Origin of the sequence: Brachybacterium sp. NPDC056505 (genome assembly GCF_042794925.1) — a bacterium.
In the GTDB taxonomy this organism is placed as follows: Bacteria; Actinomycetota; Actinomycetes; order Actinomycetales; family Dermabacteraceae; genus Brachybacterium; species Brachybacterium kimchii.
Map to the genome: position 1 here is coordinate 1 of NZ_JBHTSV010000025.1, position 21,531 is coordinate 21,531.

Consider the following 21,531-nt stretch of genomic DNA (forward strand, 5'->3'; position numbering starts at 1 on the left):
CAGGCGTGACCTTCATGGTCACGCGGCCGCGCTGCTGTGTGCGCGGGGTGCCTTCTGCTCCTGCGCACGAGCCTGCCGCGCCTTTCGTCAGAACGAGCCGCGAGGCCCGTGGGCACGCACCATCACGCTCCCATTCGGCGTGGTGCGGACTGTCTCGAAGCCTCGAGACCTGTAGAGCGCAGTCGCAACCGAATTCTCGGCGTCGACGTGGAGGCTGAGTGCGAGGAAGCCCATGTCATGCGCGAGTTCCAGCAGCCGGTCGAGGAGTCTTCCACCGATCCCGACGCCCCGGAAGCGCTCGTCGACGGCCAGCACCAGTTCAGGAATCGTGTCCTTCACGAATCCTGCCCGTGCGCTCTGGTGCGTGAAGAGTCTGAACCATGCCGCCCCGCACATCTCCTCGTCGGTGGAGTCAGGGACGGAGACCACTCCCGCGTCGCCTGCGCGGGTCCCGAAGCCATCCACGTAGGAGTCGGGATCTCCGGCGTCAGCGTGGGTCCGATACGCGGCGTCGTCCCACGGTTCGCGCCAGCGCCACGCTGCGTAGACCGCGCGCCGCATCGCCTCCTCATCGCCGGGCACCGCGCGCCTCATCGTGAAGCCCATGTCGTGGACCGTAGCAGCAGGAGATCTCGACCCTGCTCCGCGACGACGGCGCACCTTTCTGTGCTGGTGAGGAAGCATGTCCGGTCCACATCGGCTCAGCCGCCTGGATGGAGTGAGAGGATCGTGGCGTCCGGAGTCGGGAGAGCCGTCGCGCCGAGAGTCCGAGGGGCCATGGTCATGAGCACCGCATTCACCTGCGCACGTCCCACGATCATGCTCACGCCGTGGTGCCGCCGCCTGATGCTGAGCGATGAGGACGTGCCGCGAGCGGCGGCGGGCGGATCGACTGCACCGACGGCCATCCTCGACCATCGCTCCGCGGCGGTGACGGCCCTCGTCGGCCGGGCCCACGGCGCGGCGACGTCGACCGATCCGAGGTCGGTCCTGCAGGCCGCCCACCGGATCATCGCGACCGAGATCTCCCCGGTCTATGCACTCGACGAGACCGTGCCGGCCTCGCGGATCCTCGCGCGCGGCACGGGATCGTGCAGCCAGCGACTCGCGGTGCTCGAGAGCGTCGCGCGAGCGATCGGCGTGCGCACCCGGGTGCGGGCACTGCTCATCGACGCCTCCTTCTGGTACGACCGCTTCGGTCCCGCGCGGTGGGTGCTGCCCGACGCCATGCTGCTGGTCTGGCCCGAGCTGGAGCTCGCATCGCAGCGGCCCGGAGCATCGCCCGGGGAGCATGCGGTTCCCACCGCTGACCGCTGGGCTGACGCCCGTTGGACGAGCGCGGCGGAGCTGTTCGGGCCGATCGGCTGCCGTGGAGGCACCGCCTTCACGAACACCGGCTCGGAGACGCTCTTCGAAGCCGCCGGACGCTGCGCGATCGACTGGGACGGGCGGAGCGACGAACCCGACTTCGACCTCTCCGGCTTCGTGCGCCACGACTACGGTCGCTTCACGGATCGCGACGAGGCGTTCGCCCTGCTGGGGCAGACGCTGTGCGCCCCGAGCCGCCGCATCGCCGACCCGGTGATGCGGCGGGTCTCGGCCTGACCAGGCGTCGGGAGCCCTCAGGCCCCGAACGGGTTCCAGTAGCGGCCGCCGTCGACGACGACCATGACGATCGAGGCGGCGACCACCGCGGCCGCGCCCAGGATCGTGCTCCAGTCCCTCAGGCGCATCGGCTTCACGTCGTACCAGGTGCGGCGGCGCCCGCGGCCGAAGCCGCGCAGCTCCATGGCGCTGGAGACCGTCTCGATGCGGTCCAGGGAGCCCAGCAGCAGGGGCATGAGCGTCGACACCACATTGCGCACGCGCGTGACCAGCCCGACCTTCCGTGAGATGTCGAGACCACGGGCCTGCTGCGCCTGGGAGATCGTGCGCATGTCGCGCTGGATGTCCGGGATGAAGCGCAGGGCGAGGGAGACGGCGAAGGCCACCTTGTACGGGACGCCGATGCGGTGCAGGGACGAGGCGAACTCGGGCGGGCGCGTGGTCGCCACGAACAGCAGCACCGCCGGCAGCATCGCGAAGTACTTGAGGGTGACGGCGAGCTGGTAGAACAGTTGCTCCTGCGTGAGGTCCCAGCGCCCGGGCCCCTCGACGACCACGTGCCGGGCGCCCAGCAGCTCGCTGCCGTAGCCCGGAGCGAACACGAAGATCAGCAGGTTGTTGAGCACCATGAAGGTGAGGATGATCCACAGCACCGTCGCCAGATCGCGCAGCCGGACCCTCGAGAGCGCCCAGCCGAACATCGACAGCACCCCGAGCGTCGCCAGGAAGCGCACGTCGAAGCTGATCATCGCCGCGAGCACCATCGCGATCGTGAGCACGAGCTTCGATGTGCCCGTGAGGGTGTGCAGCAGTCCGGGCCGCTCGACGTACCCGAGGAGAGGAGCGGTCATCGCGCACCCTCCCCGGGGTCAGCGCGGAGGGCCCGCTCAGCGCGGTCGGCGGCGACGAAGCGGTGGACCAGCGCGATCGGGTCGGTGATCCCGCAGCGCCGGGCGAGGGTGAACAGGCCCGTGACCACGAGGTCCGCGCGCTCGGCGAGGGCCTCGTCGGTGAGCACGGCGGCGGGGTCCGTGTCGGCGATGAGCTCGCCTGCGGAGATCACGAGCACCCGATCGGTGTACTCGAGGGCGAGGTGCATGTCGTGCGTGATCAGTAGGATCGTGGTGCCCTCCGCGTGGATCCGCGCGAGGAAGTCCATGAACTCGCTGTAGTGCGCGAAGTCCTGCCCGGCCGTCGGCTCGTCGAAGATCAGGATCTCCGGCTCGAGCGCGAGCACGCAGGCGATGCTCAGACGCTTCCTCTGCCCGTGGCTGAGGGCCGAGATCGGCCAGGAGCGCATCGGCCGCAGGTCCGTCACCTCGAGGGCACGCGCCGTGCGCCGCTCGATCTCCTCGGCGTCGAGGCCGCGTGCTCGCAGACCGAGGCGGATCTCCTCCTCGAGCAGGGGCTGGGAGAGCATCTGGCCGGGCTCCTGGAGGACGAAGCCCACGTGCGCGCCGTGCTCGGCCAGCGGCCAGGAGGCGGCGTCGGCCCCGCCGATCCGCACGACGCCTTCGGTGGCCTTCTCGAAACCGCTGATCACGCGCGCGAGCGTCGACTTCCCGGCGCCGTTGGAGCCGATCACGCCGAGCATCTCGCCGCGGTGGATACGGGCCGTGATGCCTCGCAGCGCGCGGACGTCGGCCGAGGCGCCGGGGCGGCGCAGGATCGCGCCGACGTGCTCGAGGTTCAGGGCCGGGAGCGCGTCATGGGACGTGGGCTGGGCAGCGGTCGCGGTGTGCCGGGACTGCCCGGGCGTCGCGCTCTCGACCCAGGTGCGCACGGCCTCCCTCTGCGCGGACGAGAGCTCCATGCGGGGAAGGTCCGCCGGATGCTGGCCGGCGGTGACCGGGGCGCCCGCGAGGCGCAGCGCCTCGACGTGCAGGGGTGGGCGGATGCCGTGCTCGCGCAGGAGCGGTGAGGCGAGCAGCTCGCCGGGCGGGAGATCGGCGACGATGCGGCCCTCGTCCATGAGGACGATCCGGTCCAGAGGCCGGTGCAGGAGATCCTCGAGCCGGTGCTCGACGACGATGATCGTGCGCCCCTGCTCGCGGTGCAGGTCGTCGATGAGCTCGACGGCTGCGCGGCCGGCCGCGGGGTCGAGCATCGCGAGCGGTTCGTCGAAGAGGAGCATCTCGACGTCGTCGACGAGCACGCCGGCGATCGCGACCCGCTGCTTCTGCCCGCCGGAGAGCTGCTGCGGGGAGGCGTCGAGGTGGTCGGCGATGCCTGCGGCCCGCGCGGCCTCGGCCACGCGTCCGGGCATCTGCGCGTGCGGGACCTGCTGGTTCTCGAGGCTGAAGGCCACGTCCTCGGCGACGGTCAGGCCCACGAACTGACCGGAGGAGTCCTGCAGCACCGTGCCCACGCGCCGCGAGGTCTCGATGATCGGTGCGGCGGCGGGATTGGCCCCGAACACCTCGATGCTGCCGCTCGCCTCTCCGGCGTGCACATGGGGGACGAGGCCGTTCAGTGCCGCGAGCAGCGTCGACTTCCCGCAGCCCGAGGGGCCGACGACGGCGATCTTCTCCCCGCGGCGCACGGTGAGGTCGATGCCGTGCAGTGTGGGCTCGGACTGGGCGCGGTAGCGGAAGGAGTAGTCGCGAAGGCGGACGGGGCCGTCCGCGCCGTCCGGCCCGGGGTTCTCGACTCTCACCTGTCGAGGGTCAGGGAGCCGGTCCGGGTGCGCGAGCGGGCGTAGATCCCGAGGATGATCCCGCCCAGGACGGCAGCGGTCGCCGAGTTCACGACGAAGGCGAGTGCTCCCTGCGTGAAGACCTTCGAGGCGGGTTCGCCCATGATCAGCACGTCGCCGATCGGCGCCCACAGCACCCAGGTGACGGCGTTCGCGATCACGACGGCCAGGACGAACCGCACCAGGGTGCGGCGCGGGAACTCGCCCTCGCGCACGTGGTTGTGCAGCATCACCAGGCCCACGATCAGGGCGAACACGGCGCTGCCGGTCTTCCACGTGGGCCAGATGCCGTATCCCGTCGCGTCCACGAGCACGTGGCCGATGAGACCTGCGAGCACGCCCACGAGCGGCCCGTAGAGCACCGCGAAGACGGCCAACACGGCGTACTGGAGGTTGATCGTGGTGTTCGGGATCGGCGTGGGGATCGCGAGGAAGCGACCGAGCACGAAGAACAGCGCCGCACCGATGCCGATCGCGACGACGCGGGTGACGGGGGAGATACGAGTGCTCATGGACGGCTCCGATGCTCGGACGGGGCGGGGTGGACGGGTTCGAGGGAGACCTCCCAGGACGATCCCGTGCCCAGATCGAAGGCGCGGGCGTAGGAGCCGCGATTGATCGCGACCGCCATCCGGTCCAGCGAGTTCACGTAGATCAGCGATTCGCCGAGCTCGACCGCGGCGAAGCTCGGGGCAAAGGTCATCTGCGCGGAGTGGACCACGCGCCCCTGGTGCCGCACGCGCAGCTGGACCCGCTCGCCGTGGCGGACGCCGAGCCTCGCGAACAGCGTGCGTGGGATCGAGGTCCACAGGGACCCGTAGCGCACGTCGAGCACGTCGATGGATCCGTGGACGGCGCCCTCGCGCAGCTCGGGCTCGAGCAGGGGGAGGGAGACCAGGTGCTCGAGCGGGACCTCGGAGCCGACGTCCTCGAAGGCGATCGCCCCGGAGGCCAGACGGTCGCCTGTGAACGCGTAGATGTCCCTGCCGTGGAACGTGTACGACTCCTCGGAGCCGGCACGACGGTTCACGGTCTCGTCGATCTGGCGCAGGTGGGTGACGCCGAAGATCGCGTGGAGGTGCGTGAGGGTGCCGTTGTCCGGCGTGACGACGAGGTGACCCGTGGCGGTGCGCGCGACCACCGACAGGCGGTCCGAGCCGACGCCGGGGTCGACGACCGAGACGAACACCGTCCCCTCCGGCCAGTACGAGACCACCTGGGCGAGACGGTACGAGCCCTCCCAGATGTCGTAGGGCGGGATGTTGTGGGTCAGGTCGTGGATGCGCAGCTGAGGATCGACGCCGACGGCGACGCCCTGCATCGCGCTGACGGCGCCGTCGTCGAGACCGAAATCGGATTGCAGGACGAGCGGGTTCACAGAGGAAGTATCGCAGGCACGGGGTCAGCGGGCACGGCGGGTCCGACGTCCGGTTCATCCGGGTTCATGCTGCTGCCCAAGCGGGCCTCCGAGCGGTGCCGGGGACGGAGGTCCGCGCCGGCCCGCCCGGGCCCGCACCGTTCGGGAAGCTCTCGAGAGCCCTGCGCGTTGGGACGAGCGTGAGGTACTCCCTGCTCGACCGCTCCCGCACGCGCGAAGGGCGCCCCGAGGCCGCTGCCCTGCGCGACAGCGTGGAGCGCGCCGTCGCGGCGGAGCCCCTGGGCTACCACCGCTTCTGGGTGGCCGAGCACCATGGCGTGCCGGGCATCGCGAGCGGCTCCCCGGCGGTGCTGCTCGCGGCGATCGGGCAGCGCACGCAGCGGATCCGGCTCGGCTCCGGCGGGGTGATGCTCCCCAACCACCGTCCGCTCGTCGTGGCAGAGCAGTTCCTCATGCTCGAGGCGCTCGCACCCGGTCGCGTGGACCTCGGCATCGGCCGCTCGCTCGGCTTCACGGCGCCCGTGCGCGAGGCGCTCGGCCGCACCGGGATCACCACCGACGAGTTCGCCGAGGAGGTCGCCCGCGTGCGCGAACACCTCGAGGGCGAGGCCCCGATCACCGCCCGGCCGGCGGGAGGGGCCCCGCCGCCGATCCACCTGCTCGCCACCGGTGCCGGACTGCGCATCGCGGCCCGCCTGGGGCTGCCCGTGGTGATCGGCGGGCCCGTGCTTCTCGCCGAGGACGTGGGGGAGAGGATCGCCGCCTACCGCCGGGAGTTCCACCCGCACGCGGGCACCGTCCCGCACGTCATGCTGTCGATGGACCTGCTGGTCGCAGGCACCGACGCCGAGGCCCGCGAGCTCGCCCTGCCCGAGGTCCGGGCGATGGTCCGCTCCCGCGAGACCGGCGCCTTCCCACCGCTCGAGAGCCCCGCGAGCCTCCGCGACCGCGAGCTCGGATCGCGCGAGCGCGACCGGGTCGAGAGCGGACTCGATGCCTCGTGGGCGGGCAGTGCGTCGACCCTGCGGCCCCGCCTGGAGCGCCTCGTCGAGACCACCGGTGCCGACGAGATCCTCGCCTCCGGGGCGACCTTCGACCGTGCAGCGCTCGCGGAGTCCGACGCCCGGGTCGCCGAACTGCTGGGCTGAGGAGCCGGCCCGGCGTGCGAAACGGGCCCGACGTGAAGAACCGGCCCGATGGCCGCAGCGGGCGTACCGGGGCTGGCCGCTCAGCCCTCGGCCGGCGGGGCCAGGTCCTTGCGGAAGCAGACGCTGATCCCATCCGTCGGGTCGTAGGGCGCGAACACCTCCACGTGCTCCCAGCCCTCGCGCTCGTACAGCGCGATCGCGTCGGGCTGGCGGTTGCCGGTCTGCAGGAACAGCTCGTGGGCGCCGCGCGCGCGGGCGGCGTTCTCCAGATGGGCGAGGATCGCCCGCGCCAGGCCCAGGCGGCGGAACGCGGGGCCGACGAACAGCCGCTTGACCTCGAGCCGCTCGGGGAGGCGGCGCAGCGAGCCGGTGGCCGCGGCCTCGCCGTCGACGAGTGCGAGCACGACCGTCTCCACGTCGTCGCCCGTCGGCCGCCCCGGAGGGGTCGAGGCGCCGCGGATCGGCACGTAGCGCGGGCCGACCTCGGCGTCCATCGCCTCGCGCAGCGCGGCCGCGCGAGGATCCTCCCAGGAGACCTCCTCCCAGGTGATGGCCGGGGCGGGGGTGGTGCGGGTGTCGGTCATGCGGTGGCCTCCAGGATCTCGTCGCCGGGCGCCACGCCCGTGCTCGTCGCCGTGCTTCCCCTCGTCCCCGTGCCCGCGCCGTGCACGGGGATCGAGGCGAGCAGGCGCTGCGTATACTCGTGCTGCGGAGCGGCGAAGACGTGCGCGGCCTCGCCCTCCTCGACGACCTCGCCGCGACGCAGCACGGTGAGGGTGTCGGCGACCTGCCGCACCACTCCCAGGTCGTGGGAGATGAACAGGTAGGTCAGGCCCAGGTCCTTCTGCAGGCGCACGAGGACCTCGAGGATCCCGGCCTGCACCGTGACGTCCAGGGCGCTCGTCGGCTCGTCGAGGACGAGGACCTCGGGGCGCAGCACCAGGGCGCGGGCGATCGCGACGCGCTGGCGCTGCCCGCCCGAGAGGGCCGTCGGCCGCCTGCCCAGGAGATCCTCGTCGAGACGCACCGCGGCGAGCGCCCAGCGCACGCGCTCCGCGCGTTCGGCGGCATCGCCCACGCGGTACAGGTCGACAGGTTCGCGGACGATCCGGCCGACGGTGAAGCGCGGGTCGAGCGACGTGAGGGGGTTCTGGTGGACGAGCTGCAGGTCGCGCCGCAGCGCGCGCAGGGCGCGGGGGTCCGACGGGTCCACCGCCCGGCCGTCGACCGCGAGGGTCCCGGCGTCCAGGCGCTCGAGCCCCAGCAGGGCGCGGGCCGCCGTGGTCTTCCCGGAGCCGGACTCGCCGACGAGGGCGTGCGTGGTGCCGCGTGGGATCGAGAAGGACACCTGGTCCAGCGCCCTGATCTCGTGGCCGGCGGTGCCGCGGAAGGTGCGGGAGATGCCGCGGGCGGCCACGCGCGGCGCGGCGGCGGGCGAGGAGTCGTCAGCAGTGGAGGGGGCGGGCGAGGCCGCGCCCTTCTCCTCGAGCTCCCGCTCGGCGCGCAGGGCGGCGAAGCGATCGGGGTGCAGGCCCGGGACGTCGGCCTGCAGGCGCCGGGTGTACTCCGAGCGGGGACGGGCGAAGACCTCGGCGGTGGGGCCGGCCTCCTGGATGGTGCCGCCCGAGAGGACGACGACCTGCTGGGAGCGCTCGGCCGCGAGGGCGAGGTCGTGGGTGATCAGCAGGAGGCCGATGCCGAGCTCGTCCTGGAGGGATGCCAGCAGGTCCAGGATCTGCTTCTGGACGGTGACGTCGAGGGCGCTCGTGGGCTCGTCGGCCACGAGCAGGGCGGGGCCCGGGATGATCGCCAGGGCGATGAGCACGCGCTGCAGCTGCCCGCCGGAGAGCTGGTGCGGGTAGGAGGCGGCGATCCGCTCGGGGTCCGTGAGGCCCGCTCGCTCGAGCCCCTCGCGCACGAGAGCCTCGCGTGCGGCCCGGCTGCGGGCGTCCGGCACGAGCGCCGCGGCCTCGAGGGCCTGGGAGCCGATGGTGCGCACGGGGTTCAGGGCGCTGCCCGGATCCTGCGGGACGAAGCCCAGCACGCGTCCGCGCAGGGGACGCAGGGCGCGCTCCGGAAGACGGGAGATCTCCCGTCCGCGCAGGCGGACGCTGCCCTCGACGCGGGCACCGCGGCGCTCGAGCAGGCGCAGCACGGCGCGGGCGATCGTCGACTTGCCCGAGCCGGACTCGCCGATGAGGGCGAGGGTCGAGCCCGCCGGGACGGAGAAGGACACGTCGCGGACGACCTCGCGGGCCGCGGCGCGCTCGCCGTAGGCCACGCGCAGGTGCTCGACGGTCAGCAGGGGAGCGGCGCCGCCCTCGGTGTCTCCCTCGGTGGCGGCCCCTGCGTCGGGGCGGGTGTCGGTGCCGGTGTCCGTGTCGGTGGAGGTCATCGGTTCCTCTCGGTGTCGATGAAGCGGCTGAGGCGGCTCACGGAGAGCACGACGATCGCGATCACGAGACCGGGCGCGATCACCAGCCAGGGCGCGTGCAGGAGGTGCTCGCGACCGTCGGCCACCAGCAGGCCCCAGTCGGAGGCCGGCGGCGGATCGCCGTAGCCCAGGAACGCGAGGCCCGCGATGGTGAGGATCGCGAGGCCGAACTGGAGGACGGCGAGGGACAGCACGGGGCGCACGGCGTTCGGCAGCACGTGGCGGATCAGGATGTACGCGCCGGAGCCGCCGTTCAGGCGGGCGGCCTCGATGAACACGCTCGTGCGCACGCGCAGGACCTCCGCGCGCATGAGCCGGGCGAACACCGCCACCGCGGAGACGCCGGTCGCGATCGCGGCGTTGCGGGTGTCGTACCCGAGCGCCGTGACCACGATGACGGCGAGCAGGAAGCTCGGGATCGCCAGCAGCACGTCGACCAGGCGCCCCAGGACCGCGTCGGCCCAACCTCCCGCGTACCCGGCGACGAGGCCGATCGCCCCTCCCACGAGCACGCCGATCGCGACCGCGATCAGGGCGCTGGTCATCGAGGAGGCCGAGCCGTGGATGATGCGCGAGAGCAGGTCGCGGCCCAGGTGGTCGGTGCCCAGCAGGTACTGCCACCCGGGCGGCGTGAACTTTCGGTCGGGCACGCCGACGGCCGGGTCCGCGCTCGTGAACAGACCCGGTGCGAGCGAGAACGCGAGCACGAGGAGGAGCACCGCGAGGGACAGCCACACGGTCGGGGGCAGGCGACGGAGGCTGCGGATCCGGGATCCTGCCTGCGCGGGAGCACCCGCGGGAGCGTGCTCGGGCGAGCCCGAGGGGTCGCCGGTGGTGAGGGCCGCTGCGGTCATGACGCCTCCCGGGGTGCGCGCAGCCGCGGGTCGAGCAGCGGCAGCACGAGGTCGATGACGAGGTTCACGCCCACGAACACGGCCGCGGAGAGCACCACGGCGGCCTGCAGCACGGGCACGTCCTGGCTGGTCACGGCCTTCTGGACGACGGTGCCGATGCCGGCGCGCCCGAAGATCGTCTCGGTGATGAGCGAGCCGCCCAGCAGCTCGCCGACCACGAGCCCGCACACGGTGACCGTGGGCAGCAGGGAGGGCCGCAGCAGATGGCGGGCGAAGACCCGCACCGGGGCGAGCCCGCGGGAGATCGCGACCTCCGTGTGGTCGAGCGCGGAAGTGGTGTCCAGGGCGGTGATGAAGACCTGCGCGATCTGCGCGGACACGGGGATCGCGAGGGTCAGGGCCGCGAAGGTCGTGGATCCGGCGGTCTCGGGATCGATGATGGAGAAGGCCCCGAGCTGCACAGCGAACACCTGGATCAGCACCAGGCCGATGAGGAAGTTCGGGGTGGACAGGAACACCGTGGGCAGCGAGCGCACGAGGCCGCCCAGGCGGCTCTCGCCGAGGCTCTGCGAGGCGAAGCCCAGGACCAGGGCGATCAGCAGCGCGAACACCATGGCGGTCGCGGCGAGGGTGAGTGTCGAGGGGATCGCCTCCGCGATCGTCGTCGACACCGGCGCCGAGGTCGCCAGTGAGATCCCGAGGTCGCCGCGCAGGGCGTTGCCGATCGAGAGGAGCAGCTGCACGAGCACGGGCTTGTCGAGCCCGTAGAACGAGCGGATCTGCGCCTTCTCAGCCTCGGAGTAGCCGGCCTGCGGATTCTCCAGCTGCGCGCTCACCGGGTCGCCGGGGATCGCCGCGAGCACCAGGAACACGAGCACATAGGCCAGGGCGATGACGAGGACGGCCTGGGCGATGCGCTTCAGGGCGATCATGCGTCCGCCCCCTCGCCGTCGGACGCCTTGCCGCCCGATCCCGTCTTCGTCGCCGCGTGGTACGAGGGGATGGCGACGGCGTTGACGGTGATGCCGGAGAGCTCGGGGGTCTGCACGTAGATGCGCTGGACGTTCTGCTCGAGCGGGATGAAGTAGGCCTGCTCGAGGACGTGCTGCGAGAGCTCGTCGATCACGCCGGCGCGCTCCGTGCGGTCGGCGGTGCCGGCCACCTGGCCGGCGAGATCCACGAGGCGCTCGTCGGAGTCCTCGAGGGCGAACCAGTCCTCGCCGTCGGCCGTGATCACGCCCGCCACGGTGCCCGCGTCCACGAAGCTGCGGGTGACCTCGGCGAGGCCCTGGTCGGGATTGTCCTCGACCTTCCCGGAGTAGCCCGCGACGTCGATCTTCTGGGTCGCGACGCGGATGCCCAGACGCCCCAGCTGCTGGGAGATCAGCTCGGCCTCGGGCACGGAGCCCGTGAGGTACGGGGTGGGGTAGAGGGTGAACGCGAGCTCCGTGCCGTCCTTCGTGCGGTAGCCGTCGTCGGAGCGCCCCGTCCATCCGGCGTCGTCGAGCAGCTGCGCGGCCGAGTCCGGATCGAAGGGAAAGAGATCCGAATGGTCCTCCGCCTCGGGGACGCTCGACTGCAGCCAGCTCGTCGCGCTCTCCCAGTCCTTCGTGAACACGGTGCGCAGGATCTCGTCGCGGTCGATGCCGCGGGAGATCGCGCGGCGCACGCGCACGTCGTCGAAGGGCGCCACGTTCGTGCGCACCCGGAAGCCGTGGGTGAAGCCGAGATAGCGCGGCACCTCGATCGTGAAGCCGGCCTCCGTGAAGGAGTCCAGGACCTGCGGGTTCACGTTGTAGGACACGTCGCTCTGGTGGGCGCGGGCGGCGGATGCGCGCAGGGTGTCGTCCGGGAGCACCTTGAAGGTGAGCTTCCGCAGGGCGGCGGCGCCGCCGCGGCCGAGCACGGGCGGCGCCCAGTCGTAGTCCTCGCGGCGCACCAGGGTGACGTGGTCGCTCGCGGCCCAGGAGTCCAGCACGAAGGGGCCGCTGCCGATCTGGTGGGCGAGGTCCGACTGCTCGCCGAGCGAGCGGGCGACGGACTCGGGGCTCAGCAGCAGGCAGCCGTGGTAGCCGAGGGTCGGTAGGAAGGAGAGGGACGGGGCGGTGAAGCGCACGTGCACGGTGCGCTCGTCGAGCGCCTCGGCCCCGTCGTAGGTCGAGCCGGGGAACAGGCCCACCTTCGCGATCCCCGCGTCGGGCCGGCCCTTCGCCCAGACGTCGAGGTTCGCAACCACCGCGTCGGCGTCCAGGGCCGTGCCGTCGGAGAAGGTGACGCCGTCCTTCAGGTGCAGCGTGAACTCGGTCGAGTCGCTCGCGACGTCCCAGCTCTCGGCGATCCAGGGGGTGATGGTCCCCGTCTCGTCCGTGTGGACGAGCTTGTCGGTGAGCTGCTGCCAGACGTTCGCCTCGTAGCTCGAGATCGCGCTCTTGGAGGGCACCCAGCCGCCGTCGAGGTTCGAGATGAGGAAGGTCAGCTCGTCCTCGGGCGTCTCGGAGTCGCCCGCCGCGTGGGCGGCCTCGAGCGCGCAGCCCGCGAGCGGCAGGGCGGCGAGGCCCAGCGCGCCCGCGCCGATCCCGCGCAGCAGGCGCCGGCGGGTGACATCGGGGCCGACGGGGGCGGGGCCGACGGGCCGGGTCACCCTCGGGCCTCCGGGTCGGACAGGGCGGCGGCGAGACGCGCGGCTCCCTCGCGCAGGCGCTCGGGGGGAAGATGGCTGATGCCCACGCGCAGCGCGCCGCGGTCGTCGGCCGGGCCCGCGCCGGAGCCCTCCCAGAAGAAGTACCGGCCCAGCACGGCGTCCGTCCCGGTCCGCTCGCGGGCCACGCGCTGGGCGGCGGCGAGATCGATGCGCTCGTCGCGCACCCGCACCCAGGCGAAGATGCCGCCCGTGCGGTGGACGACCTCGATGCCGCCGGGCACCTGCTCGTCCAGGATCGAGGTCACGAGGTCGAAGCGCTCGGCGTAGGCGGTGCGGGCGCGGGCGGCGATCGCGTCGAAGCCGCGCGGGGCGAGCGGACCGTCGCCGGGAGCGGGGTGCGCGGCGGATCCGGCCCCGAGGACCCTCTCGACGATCGCCTGCACGAGCACCGAGGAGTGCTGGTCCTGGTTCGCGCGCAGCCGCGTCACGGGGCCGGCGAGCCACGGCGGCAGTGCGAGCCAGCCCAGCCGCAGGCCGGGCCCGAGCACCTTGGAGAAGGTGCGCACGTGGACCACGCGGTCCGAGCCCAGCGGGTAGTCCGGCAGCGAGGGGCCGTCGAAGCCCAGCGAGTGGTACGCGTTGTCGGAGACGATCACGAAGCCGAAGCGCTCGGCGAGCTCGACGAGGCGTGCGCGCTCAGCCGGGGTGGTGACGTACCCGGTGGGGTTGTGGTGATCGGGCACCGTGTACAGCAGCTTCGGGCGCTCGCCCGCGACCAGGCGCGCCTCGAGCGCGTCGATGTCGAAGCCGCTCTCCGTGAGACGCAGCGGGACGAGCCGGGGCCGCTTGTGCTGCAGGTCGCGGAAGATCAGGGGGTAGGTGGGATCCTCGACGATCACCGCGTCGCCCTCGTCGAGCAGGGCGTCGAACAGCAGCGAGAGCCCGTGGAAGGCGCCGTTCGTGACGACGATCCGCGCGGACTCCGCGTCCTCGCGTCGGCTGATCCAGTCGCGCAGGCCCGCCAGGCCCGGGCTCTGGGAATACTGGAGCGCCGCGGCGAGGGCCGACGGATCGGCGGTGAGGTCCTCGGCCGCGTGGCGGATCTGCGCGAGCGGCAGCAGGTCCTCGCTCGGGGCGCCGCCGAGCAGCGGGATCGAGTCGGCGGGCAGCGAGGAGGCCTTCCCGAAGCCCCGCGCGCGGTCCCCGCGCGACCCCAGGTCGGAGAGCAGCTCGGCGGGGGAGAGCGCCGGAGCGGGATCGGCGCCGGTCGCCGTGCTCGCCGTATTCGCAGTGTTCGCGGTGGTCGCAGTGTTCATCGGGGTCAGAGGGCCTTCCCGGGATTGAGCAGGTGCTGGGGGTCGAACGCGTCCTTGAGGCGGCGCTGGAGCGCGCGGGACGCGTCGGAGAGCTCGAGGTCGAGCCAGGAGTGCTTCGCGGTGCCGATGCCGTGCTCGCCGCTGATGGTGCCGCCGAGGGCCAGGGCCTCGCGGACCAGGTCGTCGGCCGCGTCGTGGAGCACGGGCGGCAGCGGCGCCGAGGGGTCCGGGTTGTCCTCGGGGCGGGGGAGCGAGAGCGACGGGTGGAGGTTGCCGTCGCCCGCGTGGGCGACCGCCGAGGTGCGGATGCCGTGCTCGCGGCCGATCCGCTCGATCACCGCGAAGGCGTCGGCGAGGCGCGACTTCGGGATCGCGACGTCCTCGCCGAGGCGGAAGTGCCCGGAGCCGGAGCCGCGGCCCGAGCGGCGCAGCTCCCACCAGTGCTCGGCCTCCGCCTCGTCCTCCAGGACGCGGATCTCGACTCCCGACGGGTCGGGCTCCTCGCCGCCGAGCGCGACGATCAGGTCGTCCGCCTGCTCCGCGATGCCGTAGCCGTCGAGCTCGACGAGCAGCACCGCGCTCTCTCCCGTGGCGACGCCCGCTCCCGTGTTCTCGTCGATGTCCTCGAGGGAGCGCGCATCCATCAGCTCGCAGGCCGCCGGCCGCACGGGGCTGCGCGAGATCGCGTTCACCCCCGCCGCGGCGCCCGCGACGGTGGGGAAGCGGGCGAGCACGGTGCGTCGGGCGACGGGCAGCGGGCGGATCCGCACGGTCGCCGCGACGACGATCGCGAGCGTGCCCTCGGAGCCGATGAGCAGCTGCGTGAGGTCGAGCCCGGTGACGCCCTTGATCGAGCGGTGGCCGGTGCGCAGCAGCGTGCCGTCGGCCAGGACCACCTCGAGGCCGAGCACGGATTCCCGAGTCACGCCGTACTTCGCGCAGTGCAGCCCGCCCGCGTTGGTCGCGATGTTCCCGCCGATGCTGGAGAGCCGCGCGCTCGCCGGGTCCGGTGCGTAGAAGAAGCCGTGCGGCGCGAGCGCCTCGGAGAGGTCCGCGGTGATCACGCCCGCCTCCACCACGGCGACCTCGTCGAGCACGTCGATCTCGCGGATGCGCGTGAGCCGCTCGAGGCCCAGCACGATCGAGCCGTCGACCGGGGTGGCGCCCCCGGACAGCCCCGAGCCGGCGCCGCGCGGGACGACGGTCGTGCCGGTCTCGTGGGCGAGGCGGAGGACCGTCTGCACTCCCTCGACGTCGCGGGGGAGGGTCAGCAGGAAGCTCGTGCCAGCGGCGGAGGGGACCGCGTGGTCACCCGCGTAGACCGGGTCGGGATCGGTGAGCACGACGTCCTCACCGAGGAGGCCCTGCAGGCGCTCGGCGAGGGCGCGCAGATGCGGCGAGAGGGAGGATGCGTCGGCCGAGGGCGCAGACGCCGGGACGGCCGACGTGTCAGCGGAGGTCGAGGCAGAGATCGAGGTGGTCACGCGGGCTCCACGGGGTCGGCGGCAGGACCGTCCCATCGTGGAGGTCGACGAGTATTAGCGCAACTGATGATTCACATAAGGAGACACGCAGAGGCGTGGTCGCTCCGCGAGTGGGGTGCAGGTCACACGAGCGTTCGTCCCGGGCGGCACCCTCGGCCGGGGACTCCCTGTCGGACGGTGCTCCCCGTGGACCCGCCCTCCGCGCAGGCGCATCTCTTCTCCGCGGTCACTTCCCGTGTCGCGCCGGGTCCTTCACGACATGCCCCATGCCCCGGCAGATCTCCCGGACGCGCTGCCCCGACCCGTGTTCACGACGCATGACGCCCGCGTCGCAGGCGTGGATCCGCAGCGCCTCCGCCGCAGGGACGTCACCCGGCTCCGGCAGGGCCTCTACGCGTGCACCGACGCGCTCCTCGCCGGCAGGGTCACGCGCTGGGACGTCGCCGATGCGATGCTGCGCCTGCACCCCGAGGCTGCGCTGGTTGGTCTGACCGCGGCCCGGGCCTGGGGTCTTCCCTGTCCGGGCGACCCCGACATGACCGGGCGCGAGCCGATGGACGCGCGCTGGGGGATCCCCACGGTGCACCTCGGCACTCCGAACGCTGCGCATCGCGCGTCCGACGATGTCGTGCAGTGGAGCCGGGTGCCTCTTCAGCCGTGGCAGATCGAGACGGTCGACGGGGTGCGCGTCGCGACATTGGTGCGCACGTGGACGGATCTCGCCTCGGTCCTCGACGACGTCTCGCTGGTCGTCGTGACCGATCGGCTGCGTGCGCGGATCACCCGGGACAGGTTCATGGAACCGACCGACCCGCTGGTGCCCGACGGCGCTCTGATCTGGGCTTCCGGCAGCGGTGTGCACGGCGCCCCGAAGGCCGCCACCGCCTTGATGAGCTCCGGCACCGACAGGCCGAGCGTGCTGCATTCCCGCCTGATGCGCTCGGGCCCCGCGTGGGGACGGGTGCGGTTGAACATGCCGCTGACGGGCGGGGATCCTGACCCGTCGTCTCCTCACTACGTCGCGGTGACGCTGCTGCGACGTGCGCATGCGATCTGGTGGGCGGACCGGGTCTACGCGGTGTTCCGCGAAGAGCCCGTGTGCGCGCCGCGCTGTGGGGACTGCGCTCGCTGCACGCTGCCTTTCGTGCCGCGCCTGCTGCCCGTGCGCATCGCCCACGCCCCGGGGCTGCCCGGATGGCTGGAAGTGCGCATTCCCGAGCAGGTGCTCGTCCACGACCCCGTTCAGGTGCAGTTCGCCGTGCGCAATGCCGTGTTGGACCAGCGGCGCGCCCACCGGGCACGGATGGAGCAGGCCGAGTCGCACACCCGGTCGCACCCCCGGCGCAGGATTCTCGGAGCTCCCGGGGCCGCAGAGGACCTCGGATGGCAACCGGAGAGAGAAGGCGGCACGGCCTGACCCCGGGCGGGTCTCTCGGACGTGAATGCGGTGACGCGGGTGACACGGGTGACGCGGATGGCCGGGGTCTCGCATCTCGGGCCGTGCCGTGGCTCGACGCCGGTGTGTCTGCTGGAGCGTTACGAGTTGCGGTGGTTTTTCGACGCTTCGCACGTCCGTCCAGAACCCACCGCAACTCGTAACGCTCGCGCACAAGGGGGCGCAGCGACGAGCCGACATCGGCCTGGCGCCGCGCAGTTCCTGTGAACCCCATGAAGGAGCGTGCGGTGGAGGGCGTGTTCCGGTGTCACCATGCCTCAGCGCCTCAGCGCCTCAGCGCCTCAGCGCCTCAGCGCCTCAGCGCCTCCACCGCTCAGTGCAGCGTGGCCAGGGCCCGCCTCAGAGCCCCCATGCCTGCGCGAGCAGCTCGTGCGAGCGCTCGCGATGGGTGGGATCGAAGACCTGCCCGGTGACGATGAGCTCGTCGGCCCCGGTCGCGCGGACGATGGACTCGAGCTGCGCGACGACGGTCTCGGGAGAGCCCACGGCGCGCACGGAGAGCGTCTGGTCGACCTTCGCGAGCAGCGCCGGGTCGGCGAGGCCCTCGAGATCCCGGGCCGGCTTCACCTTCGTGCGCTCGCCGCGCAGGATGCCGAGGAATCCCTGCTGCGCCGAGGTGAACAGGTGCTGGGCCTCCTCGTCCGTGGGTGCGACCAGGACGTTCACGCCGACCATGGTGTGCGGGGCGTCGATCTGGGCGGACTCGGCGTCCGCGTCGAAGGTCCGGCGGTAGGCGTCCAGCGCCTGCTCGAATCCGAAGGGCGAGAAGTGCGAGGCGACGGAGAAGGGCATGCCGAGGCGACCGGCGAGCTGCGCGCCGTTCGACGTCGAGCCGAGGATCCACATGGCGACCTCGGTGCCCTCGGCGACCGGGGCGGCGATCCGCAGGCCCGTCGGCTGCTCGGCGCGAGACCAGTCGCGCATCTGCTCGACCGCCGCGATGAACGCCTCCGGCTCGGCCGACGTGCGCGCGAGCAGCTGCGCGGTGAGCGGATCGGTGCCGGGCGCGCGCCCCAGCCCCAGGTCGATGCGGTCGCCGTGCATCTGCACCAGGGTGCCGAACTGCTCGATGACCGAGAGTGGGGAGTGGTTCGGGAGCATGATCCCGCCCGAGCCCACGCGGATCCGCTCGGTGAGCTGCGCCGCCTGGCCGATGAGCAGGCTGGTCGCGTTCGAGGCGAGCGAGATCGTGTTGTGGTGCTCGGCGAACCAGTAGCGGCGGAAGCCCAGGCGGTCGGCGAGCTGCGCGGAGCTCATCGCGTGGCCGATGGCCTCGCGGGCGTCCATCCCCTCGGAGATCGGGACGAGGTCGAGGATCGACAGCGGGACGTGCGGGGTGCGCGGCGCGGAGGATGCGGACGAGCCGCTGGTCTCAGGGGCGGGAGTGCTCATGGAGCCGAGGCTACGCCGCGCTTGGCGAGGGGTGCTGTGCCCTGTGAGCACTTGAGCGTCGCCCCGGGGAATAGCGAGGTCAGGACCGTTTCGGTGCAGCGGTCACCAGGTCGGATGCTGGTGGCGTGCCGCCATCTGCGCGTACTGCGCCTGCACCCGCTGGTTGTGGTTCGAAGCGGCCGTGCAGCCCCAGATGATGCTCGCGATCCACGCGCCCACGCCGATCAGCGGGACCAGTCCGAACAGCACGGTCCCGATCCCCATCGTCAGCACGGAGAGGATGCCGAACACGATCGTCGAGAGCACCAGCAGGCCCACGGTGATGCCGATCAGGACGAGCGCCCCTGTCACGCTCGAGTAGAACACCCCGAAGACGCCGAAGAAGAAGGTGAGGACGAAGGCCACGCCGACGCTCTTCAGCGGCATCACGGCCACCGGCACGGGCATCACGCCGGGCATCGGGCCCGCACCGGCACCGGGGTTCCCCGTCGGCGCGCCGTAGGGCTGGAGGGCGGATCCGGGCGGCGGTCCGCCGGGGGAGGAGTACGGGGCGCCCGCGGAAGGGGCCGCGCCGGTGCGCGGTGCGCCGTGGGCGTGCTGTGCGTCGGGCGCGTGCTGTCCGCCTGCCGCGTACGGGTCGAAGCTCCGCTGCGCCGCGTCCGGGGCGTGATGGTGCACGACCTCGCCCGGGATCACGGGATGGGGCCCTCGGTGCGGGTCCGGTCGGTCCCAGGGTGACTGGCTCATGAACGCCCCTCGCTCGTCGTGCGCGTGTGCTTCCGTCGCACCCTACGCGGAAGTGCGGGGCTCAGGTCACGTAGCGCGTGGGCTCGGGCTCGACGGGCAGGCCCTGCTCGGCCCACGCGCGGAAGCCGCCCTCGAGGTCCGTCGCCCGGGAGAAGCCGAGCTCTCGCAGGTCGCGAGCGGCGAGCGAGGAGGAGAAGCCCTCGTTGCACACGACGATGACGTCGTCGTCATAGGTGGGCCCGTCGGCCATGCGGCTCGGGCTGAGGGGATCGAGCCGCCAGAGCATGACGGTGTGCTCGACGACGATCCCTCCGGGGATGTGACCCTCGGCGTCCCGCGTCCAGGGCGTGCGCACGTCGATCACCCAGGCCCCGGCGCGCAGGCGCCCGGGCAGGTCCGCCGGCGCCACGCGCGCCGTGTCGCGCCGGGCCTCGGCGAGGATCTCCGCGATGCTGCGAGCCATGGTGCGCTCCGGGGCGCCCGGTGCCGCGAAGGCCCGGGCGCATCCGGTGTCAGCCGCGGCGGCCCGAGGAGAAGGCCGCGCGTCCGCCGGAGCGGCGCGACGAGCCCTCGCCCGAGCTCGAGGTCGAGTAGGAGGTCACCGAGCCGGAGCCCGAGCGGCCGCCGCGGCCGCGACCGCGTGAGCCCTGCCCCGAACGCGACCCCTGGCCCGAGCGGCCGTCCTGACCGGAGCGGGAGCCCTCGCCGGAGCGGCCCTCCTGGGAGCCCTGTCCGCGACCGCCCTGGCCGCCGCGACCGCGGCCCCCGGAGGAGCGTCCGCCGCCGCTGCCGCGACCGCCCTGGCCGCGACCGCCGCCCTGACCACGACCGCCCCCGCGACCACCGCCCTGACCGCGACCGTCGCCCTGCTGGGGCTGCTGCGTCGGGGCCGGCGCGGGCTCGGTGAAGACGCGCTCGCCGGGGGCGAGCTCGCTCAGCACGGGGCTCGTGACGATCACGCCCTCGTGCTGGGCCGGCGTGATGCGGGCCTTGCGCATGAGGTCGTGCACGTCCTTCTTCTGGTCGGGCGTGCGCACCGTGATCACGGTGCCGGAGCCGCCGGCGCGCGCGGTGCGGCCCGAGCGGTGCAGGTACGCCTTGTGCTCGACCGGCGGGTCGGCGTGCACGACGAGGGCGACGTCGTCCACGTGGATGCCGCGGGCGGCGATGTCGGTGGAGACCAGCGTGCTCGCGGATCCCGAGCCGAAGGCCTCGAGGTTGCGGGTTCGGGCGCCCTGGGAGAGGTTGCCGTGCAGCTCGACGGCGGCCACGCCCGAGCGGCTCAGCTTCTGGGCGAGCTTCTTCGCACCGTGCTTGGTGCGGGTGAAGAGGATGGTGCGTCCGGGCGCCGCGGCCAGGTCGCGCAGGACGTCGAACTTCGCATCCGCTCCGACCTCGAGCACGTGGTGCTCCATCGTCGAGACCGGGCTGGTCTCCGGGTCGGCCGAGTGGGTGACGGGGGAGTGCAGGAACTCCTTGACGAGCTTCTGGACGCCCTGGTCCAGGGTCGCGGAGAACAGCATGCGCTGGCCCTTCGCGGGGGTCCTGGCGAGGATCCGTCGGACCATCGGCAGGAAGCCCATGTCGGCCATGTGGTCGGCCTCGTCGAGCACGGTGATCTCGACGGCGCCGAGGTCCACGTGGCCCTGGCCCATGAGGTCCAGGAGACGGCCGGGGCAGGCGACGAGCACGTCGACGCCGCGAGCGATCGCGTCGACCTGCGGCTTCTGGCCGACGCCGCCGAAGACGACGGTGCTGCGCAGGTTCGCGGCGCGCAGCAGCGGCGTCAGCGACTGGTCGATCTGGGCGGCGAGCTCGCGGGTCGGGGCCAGCACGAGGGCACGCGGGAAGCGGGCGCGGCGCTTGCGCGCGTCCTGCTCGAGACGGGCGACGAGCGGCAGGCCGAAGGCGTAGGTCTTGCCGGAGCCGGTGCGGCCGCGTCCCAGCACGTCCCGGCCGGCGAGGGAGTCGCCGAGCGTCGCGGACTGGATCGGGGTGGGGGTGGTGATGCCCTGCGGGGCGAGGGCGTCGATGAGGTGCGAGGGCACGCCGAGGCGCGCGAAGTCAGTGGAGGTCACGGATTTCCGTTCTAGAGGACGCGGTCCCGCCCTGCGCGCTGCGGTCCGCTGGTCCGACGGGGAGACCCGGTCGGCGTCCGACGGGGAGGACCCGGGGACGTGCCCGACGCGGAGTCTCCCCGGGGCTGCGCGCGGACGGCGCGCCGCCGTCGTCGCGCAGTGCGCGGCGAGGCGCGGTGCCATGGCAGGTGGGACGGCACACGAAGCCATCAGCCTACGTCGGGCCCCGCCGTCCGTCCCGATCTGCGGGTCCCGATGTGAGCAACGCACCTGGAGGGCGCGCCCGGCCGGTATCCTCGGCGG

At 72.8% G+C, this 21,531-nt stretch carries 19 protein-coding genes; 3 read left to right on the forward strand and 16 right to left on the reverse strand.

The annotated features are described in order from the left end of the window. Positions 1–87: 87 nt before the first annotated feature. Positions 88–606, reverse strand: coding sequence for a GNAT family N-acetyltransferase (locus tag ACFQ53_RS12315; RefSeq protein ID WP_377860047.1), 519 nt, complete (start codon positions 604–606; stop codon positions 88–90). Between the two features lie 177 nt (positions 607–783). Here ACFQ53_RS12315 and ACFQ53_RS12320 point away from each other — a divergent pair, with 177 nt between their 5' ends. After that, positions 784–1,605: a hypothetical protein gene (locus tag ACFQ53_RS12320; protein ID WP_377860049.1), complete on the forward strand. Its 822-nt coding sequence runs from the start codon at positions 784–786 to the stop codon at positions 1,603–1,605. Positions 1,606–1,622: 17 nt separating this feature from the next. On the opposite strand, the gene ACFQ53_RS12325 is transcribed toward ACFQ53_RS12320, so the two are convergent. From ACFQ53_RS12325 to ACFQ53_RS12340, 4 genes are read right to left on the reverse strand one after another with little or no spacing between them, the layout of a single operon-like run. Beyond that, positions 1,623–2,456: an energy-coupling factor transporter transmembrane component T family protein gene (locus ACFQ53_RS12325; RefSeq protein ID WP_377860051.1), complete on the reverse strand. Its 834-nt coding sequence runs from the start codon at positions 2,454–2,456 to the stop codon at positions 1,623–1,625. Beyond that, a complete protein-coding gene (locus tag ACFQ53_RS12330; RefSeq protein ID WP_377860053.1) occupies positions 2,453–4,261 on the reverse strand; it encodes an ABC transporter ATP-binding protein in 1,809 nt (602 codons plus the stop codon). The genes ACFQ53_RS12325 and ACFQ53_RS12330 overlap by 4 nt, the downstream gene beginning before the upstream one ends. Continuing rightward, entirely contained in the window at positions 4,258–4,812 is a 555-nt protein-coding gene (locus ACFQ53_RS12335) for an ECF-type riboflavin transporter substrate-binding protein (protein ID WP_377860055.1), read from the reverse strand. The genes ACFQ53_RS12330 and ACFQ53_RS12335 overlap by 4 nt, the downstream gene beginning before the upstream one ends. Next, the gene (locus ACFQ53_RS12340; protein ID WP_377860057.1) at positions 4,809–5,678 is read right to left on the reverse strand and encodes an S-adenosyl-l-methionine hydroxide adenosyltransferase family protein; all 870 of its coding nucleotides are present in this window, start codon (positions 5,676–5,678) and stop codon (positions 4,809–4,811) included. The genes ACFQ53_RS12335 and ACFQ53_RS12340 overlap by 4 nt, the downstream gene beginning before the upstream one ends. A gap of 179 nt (positions 5,679–5,857) precedes the next feature. Here ACFQ53_RS12340 and ACFQ53_RS12345 point away from each other — a divergent pair, with 179 nt between their 5' ends. Then, positions 5,858–6,826 carry an MsnO8 family LLM class oxidoreductase gene (locus ACFQ53_RS12345; RefSeq protein WP_377860059.1) on the forward strand — a complete coding sequence of 323 codons (969 nt, stop codon included), beginning with the start codon at positions 5,858–5,860 and terminating at the stop codon, positions 6,824–6,826. Between the two features lie 80 nt (positions 6,827–6,906). Here ACFQ53_RS12345 and ACFQ53_RS12350 read toward each other — a convergent pair whose 3' ends face one another. From ACFQ53_RS12350 to ACFQ53_RS12380, 7 genes are read right to left on the reverse strand one after another with little or no spacing between them, the layout of a single operon-like run. Continuing rightward, positions 6,907–7,410, reverse strand: coding sequence for a GNAT family N-acetyltransferase (locus ACFQ53_RS12350; protein WP_377860061.1), 504 nt, complete (start codon positions 7,408–7,410; stop codon positions 6,907–6,909). After that, positions 7,407–9,221, reverse strand: coding sequence for a dipeptide ABC transporter ATP-binding protein (locus ACFQ53_RS12355; RefSeq protein ID WP_377860063.1), 1,815 nt, complete (start codon positions 9,219–9,221; stop codon positions 7,407–7,409). The genes ACFQ53_RS12350 and ACFQ53_RS12355 overlap by 4 nt, the downstream gene beginning before the upstream one ends. Beyond that, positions 9,218–10,114, reverse strand: a complete 897-nt coding sequence (locus tag ACFQ53_RS12360; RefSeq protein ID WP_377860066.1) for an ABC transporter permease — start codon at positions 10,112–10,114, stop codon at positions 9,218–9,220. Before ACFQ53_RS12360 ends, ACFQ53_RS12355 begins: the two co-directional genes overlap by 4 nt. Next, complete coding sequence (locus ACFQ53_RS12365) at positions 10,111–11,046, reverse strand: ABC transporter permease (protein WP_377860068.1); 936 nt, start codon at positions 11,044–11,046, stop codon at positions 10,111–10,113. The genes ACFQ53_RS12360 and ACFQ53_RS12365 overlap by 4 nt, the downstream gene beginning before the upstream one ends. Continuing rightward, entirely contained in the window at positions 11,043–12,755 is a 1,713-nt protein-coding gene (locus ACFQ53_RS12370) for an ABC transporter substrate-binding protein (RefSeq protein ID WP_377860070.1), read from the reverse strand. The genes ACFQ53_RS12365 and ACFQ53_RS12370 overlap by 4 nt, the downstream gene beginning before the upstream one ends. Further along, on the reverse strand, positions 12,752–14,071 hold the full coding sequence (locus ACFQ53_RS12375) for a PLP-dependent aminotransferase family protein (protein ID WP_377860072.1): 1,320 nt from the start codon (positions 14,069–14,071) through the stop codon (positions 12,752–12,754). Before ACFQ53_RS12375 ends, ACFQ53_RS12370 begins: the two co-directional genes overlap by 4 nt. Positions 14,072–14,076: 5 nt before the next feature. Beyond that, positions 14,077–15,555: an FAD-binding oxidoreductase gene (locus tag ACFQ53_RS12380; protein WP_377860074.1), complete on the reverse strand. Its 1,479-nt coding sequence runs from the start codon at positions 15,553–15,555 to the stop codon at positions 14,077–14,079. A gap of 337 nt (positions 15,556–15,892) precedes the next feature. Between ACFQ53_RS12380 and ACFQ53_RS12385 the strand changes: the two genes are divergently transcribed. Then, positions 15,893–16,972 carry a hypothetical protein gene (locus ACFQ53_RS12385; protein WP_377860076.1) on the forward strand — a complete coding sequence of 360 codons (1,080 nt, stop codon included), beginning with the start codon at positions 15,893–15,895 and terminating at the stop codon, positions 16,970–16,972. Positions 16,973–17,350: 378 nt separating this feature from the next. On the opposite strand, the gene ACFQ53_RS12390 is transcribed toward ACFQ53_RS12385, so the two are convergent. From ACFQ53_RS12390 to ACFQ53_RS12405, 4 genes are all read right to left on the reverse strand, one after another. Further along, complete coding sequence (locus ACFQ53_RS12390) at positions 17,351–18,403, reverse strand: LLM class flavin-dependent oxidoreductase (protein WP_377860078.1); 1,053 nt, start codon at positions 18,401–18,403, stop codon at positions 17,351–17,353. A gap of 102 nt (positions 18,404–18,505) precedes the next feature. Further along, the gene (locus tag ACFQ53_RS12395; protein ID WP_377860080.1) at positions 18,506–19,150 is read right to left on the reverse strand and encodes a hypothetical protein; all 645 of its coding nucleotides are present in this window, start codon (positions 19,148–19,150) and stop codon (positions 18,506–18,508) included. 61 nt (positions 19,151–19,211) lie between these two features. Beyond that, positions 19,212–19,613: a rhodanese-like domain-containing protein gene (locus ACFQ53_RS12400; protein ID WP_377860082.1), complete on the reverse strand. Its 402-nt coding sequence runs from the start codon at positions 19,611–19,613 to the stop codon at positions 19,212–19,214. Between the two features lie 49 nt (positions 19,614–19,662). Then, a complete protein-coding gene (locus tag ACFQ53_RS12405) occupies positions 19,663–21,228 on the reverse strand; it encodes a DEAD/DEAH box helicase (protein ID WP_377860084.1) in 1,566 nt (521 codons plus the stop codon). Positions 21,229–21,531 lie beyond the last annotated feature (303 nt).